The following is a 3,974-nucleotide window of genomic DNA, read 5'->3' as shown; positions in this document are numbered from 1 at the left end:
CCCCAATAGATGATCTTCTGCTCGAAATTCTGCGCGCGACCCTCGAAGTATTCGTATTCCTCGCCCGTGGGCCAGCCAGCATTGCCGATACCGCCCATTTGGTTGAATTTGTTCAGGATCTCGCCGTGCACCCAGTAGGGGGAACTCCCGGACTTGAAGTAGAGGTTCCCATTCTGGAACCCTTGCATAAGGCCTGCGCCCAGATCCTCTTGGTCCGCCAGCGGGTAGCCGAGTTCGCCCCCCTCGTAGCCGAACTGGCCCCACCTCGCGCCCAGCGTCCCGCCAATCGAGGCGGGACCGGTAGCAGGTGACCAATAGATCGAATAGTCGCTTTCGAATGCCTGTCGGTATCCGACGCCATCAGGATTGAGAAATTCATCGCTGACCGGGTATCCCAGACCGTTCTCCCATCCCAACTGGCCCCAGTGATAGCCGATCTGCCCCCATACAGGATGCGCCCCTGTGGTGGACGTCCAGTAGACGGTTCCACCCCAGAACCACGTCGTCCGACCTCGACCATCAGGAAGGACATTTTCGTTAGAGCGTGGGGCTCCGAGCTTCCCACTCATCCCTCCCAACGAGTTCCACTTGGCGAGGATGTCGCCGCAGACTTCGAACACGCCCTCGGACGTCGAGACGTCGACGCACCCGGGTCTCGCCAACGGCTGAACTCGTGCGCTAGGTGATTCCGTTGTTGTCGGCGGCCCCGTCGTAATCGGAGTTGGCGTGGCGGAGGGAGGGATCGACGTCGATGGCGGTCCCGCCGACGGTGCTACCAGCCCGCGCTCCGGAGTCAGTGGACGCGCGGAACTCGGCGAGCTGGTCGTGCTCGGCGGCAATGAGGGCGATGCAGCACCGTTCTCCTGCCGCCCGTTCTCCGCCTCAGTGTCGGGTGCCCCAGGCAAGGGTGGAGTCGGTGTGGTGGTTGTCGTGGTAGTCGAACTTACGCTCGGAGCCGGTGTAGGGGTAGTCGTCGGTTGTGCCGTAGCGCTCCCTCCTCCGGCCGCGAGCAAGACCGACGCGAGTGAAACAACGATCAAGCTTTTTGCTGGCGAACTTCGTTTCGGGCATGACAAATTCAGGTACTTCGTGGTTCTGGCCATCTGACGCCTGTCTGTAGCGCGGACTTGGGTCAGCGGCGGGCCCGTCGCTCTTTAGTAACCTAAACCAACGACTCACAGTTACCCCACAGACAACAGGTGACGCTTCTATAACAAACTGGACGGAATGGTAATATTGGACATATGGGACGGCCGAGCTGGCTGTGAGGCTAAGGATGCGGTTCGGCCCACAAGACGCCACCTACCAGGCGAGCGGGAGCCTCTTCGTCAGCTAACTTGCCGTAACCCGACCGAGGCTCCGCCTGTGCTCGGCCTGTGATTCTGCGATGTGCCGTCGGTGCGTGCGAGAATGGCCGGCAGTTCGATCAGCGCGGGTGTGGTCGTAGCTGACCCTTGGCCGATAGCCCCGACTACGACCTGGGAGCGAACGACCGCTCATCTGGTCGACGACATCGAGTGCCTGCGGGAACATCTCGGGATCGAGCGGTGGATCGTCGCCGGAGAGTCATGGGGTGTGAGCCTGGGCCTGGTCTACGCACAGAAATATCCGGAGCGGGTCATCGCGGCGGTGTTCGGAGCGATCACCGCGGGCACCCGCACCGAGATCGACTGGATCACCCGTGCCATGGGACGGGTGTTCCCGCAGCCGTGGGGAACAGTTCGTCGCGGCGCTGCCGGAGTCCGCAGCGAAGACCCGGCCGACTATGCCCCGTACCTCGAAGCGATGGGACACGGCATGCCCCCGCACGGCGGGTTCGCTATCGCCTGCAACGGTGGGTTTCGCGACTACTCGAAGCCGACAACATCCGATACGCCACCCTCTTCCCCTCGGGACACCCACCGAGTCCGCCCCTGAGACCGAATGCGAACGAACGGCGCCGGTTGCGTGCTGCGGCCGCGCGTCGAATCCGTGTGTGACGTATGCGATCGAACGTGCATTGCGGGGCGGGTATCGACTGCACTGCACAGTTACACAGGATGCGCAGCGACATCACCCACCCGTACATCAGATACCGCATCGACGACCGCGAGTGTCTGTAGGCGGCACGGATCCGCGCCTTTCGCGTCATGGCCGTTAAACCGGCCTGATCCCGTGCCGCCGGCGAGTCGATGGACCCGCTACCACCGACATAGTTCAGGTTCCAGTCGCGGGCAACAGTGACTTCGTCGCCGAAAACCTGCGCCCATCCTGTGTTTCCCGTCAACTCGGCGGCCACCGCCGCCGCGTTCTGGCTACGCGCCAACGCATGGTTCACCGAGCACGGCATCACGGTCGAAAAGGTGCTGACCGACAACGGTTCCTGCCACCGATCACACGCGTTCCGAGACGCACTAGGTGAGATCAAACATCGCCGAACCCGCCCCTACCGACCCCAAACCAACGGCAAAGTCGAACGCTTCCACCGCACCCTGGCCGACGAATGGGCCTACGCCCGCCTCTACACCAGCAACTGCGAACGCTGCGACGAGTTCCCACGATGGCTGCACACCTACAATCACCACCGCGGCCACACCGCACTCGGCGGCCAACCACCCGTCGCCCGCGTACCCAACCTCTCAGGTCAGCACAGCTAGCGCTCAGGCAAAATGCGTCCATGGGCCAATCCTTCAGCCATCCCCTTGTCCAGACGTACGGAATCGCTGCGTTGCGCCATCTGCTGAACTCACCCGAATCTGCCCTCGAGGCCCGGTTCGGTGAGGACCAAACGGCGCTATCGCCGGAGGCCGAGACTGCCCTCGGTTTGCTACAGCAGGTGGAGAGCGCCCTCCCCGGCGACCCCGACGATGCATTCTTCCGTCCCATCGAGCGGCTAAGGCGGCTATCTCGGTACCACGAAGAGACCGGGACAACCATTGCGGATGCCATACGCCAGAGTGCCGGCGGATCGAAGCAAGCCTTCAACGGTACTGACGAGCTGGAATGCTCACTGATCGAGCTCGCCTGGCACGCATACCCCCTGCTCACCCTCCAAGACACACACTCGCGGCAACACTTGCCCGTACATGTAGTCAATTGGGAGAGCCCTGTTCGCCATCGATTCGAAACGGCACTCTTCGCCGACCCCGACCTGCGACCGCTCTTCGCGGAGAAGGAAGAACACGGCGACCACCTTGGTTTCGCATACACCAGCACCGGGTCGGGCGGCACCACCCAAGTTTTCGGGTTCGCCGACCGGATTCTCAGTTCCAGCTGGAAGCTCGCGCATTTCCGCAACGAAGTCCCCACCGAGGAACAGTTTCTTGCCGCGGCGCGCGAACTCTTCGGCACCCTCAGATCCGCGATGCGCGGCGAGCAGGCAACCGTACCGGTGCGGGTGGGACTCGCTGGCGTCCTGCCTCCGGATGGAATGACCACGAGTGACTGGGGGTGGGCGCGGATCCGGCCGGTCGACAGTAGGGACAAGCGATTCTCACAACGAACACCATTCGGGGATGGTGACCACTCACTGCAGCACTCAGGCCCTGATGGTCAGGACGTGCAGATTCGGTACAGCGGCGACCTCGTTGTGGAGATCGACCTCCCCTATCGAATCAAAGCCGGCAAAACCCCCGGTGAGGGAAACATGCCTTCGAACCCCTTGTCGGAATGGCGGACCATCGAGGAAACCATCGACAACGTCCGGCTCGCACTCCTCCTCACCGGGAAGGCGGACAACATCACCGCAGTACCCACCTGGCGAACCTTCGTTGACCCACTCTCTCACCCGGACAACATGGGCTGGAACGACCCCCGGAACGCCCCACGGCTGCGACCCACGCAACTCGACCAGCAACAGATCAAGGAATGGGGAGAGTGGGCAGCGAGAATCGCGGCGACACGAACCAAAGGCATCGGGATTGCAATCCGTCGGATCCTGCGCGCAGTCGCCGAACGAAGACAAGCCGAGGACGTCCTTGTTGACGCAATTATTG

The 3,974-nt window shown here is 62.5% G+C and carries 4 protein-coding genes and 1 pseudogene; 4 read left to right on the top strand and 1 reads right to left on the bottom strand.

The features are described from left to right. Positions 1 to 620 (bottom strand): LGFP repeat-containing protein (locus tag ACFVXN_RS18210; protein WP_389235867.1); only part of this gene is annotated, 620 nt, incomplete at its 3' end. 106 nt (positions 621 to 726) lie between these two features. Between ACFVXN_RS18210 and ACFVXN_RS18205 the strand changes: the two genes are divergently transcribed. The 4 genes and pseudogenes from ACFVXN_RS18205 to ACFVXN_RS18190 form a co-directional block, all read left to right on the top strand. Then, a complete protein-coding gene (locus ACFVXN_RS18205; RefSeq protein ID WP_389235864.1) occupies positions 727 to 1,107 on the top strand; it encodes a hypothetical protein in 381 nt (126 codons plus the stop codon). Positions 1,108 to 1,410: 303 nt separating this feature from the next. Continuing rightward, on the top strand, positions 1,411 to 1,917 hold the full coding sequence (locus ACFVXN_RS18200) for an alpha/beta fold hydrolase (RefSeq protein WP_389235861.1): 507 nt from the start codon (positions 1,411 to 1,413) through the stop codon (positions 1,915 to 1,917). Positions 1,918 to 2,276: 359 nt separating this feature from the next. Next, positions 2,277 to 2,636: pseudogene (locus ACFVXN_RS18195) on the top strand (integrase core domain-containing protein); the annotation flags it as partial. Positions 2,637 to 2,656: 20 nt separating this feature from the next. Then, a partial coding sequence (locus tag ACFVXN_RS18190; protein ID WP_389235858.1) for a hypothetical protein occupies positions 2,657 to 3,974 on the top strand: 1,318 nt, incomplete at its 3' end.

The sequence above is a fragment of the Cellulomonas sp. NPDC058312 genome (genome assembly GCF_042880135.1).
Taxonomy (GTDB): domain Bacteria; phylum Actinomycetota; class Actinomycetes; order Actinomycetales; family Cellulomonadaceae; genus Cellulomonas.
This window is presented reverse-complemented; position numbering and strand designations above follow the sequence as displayed.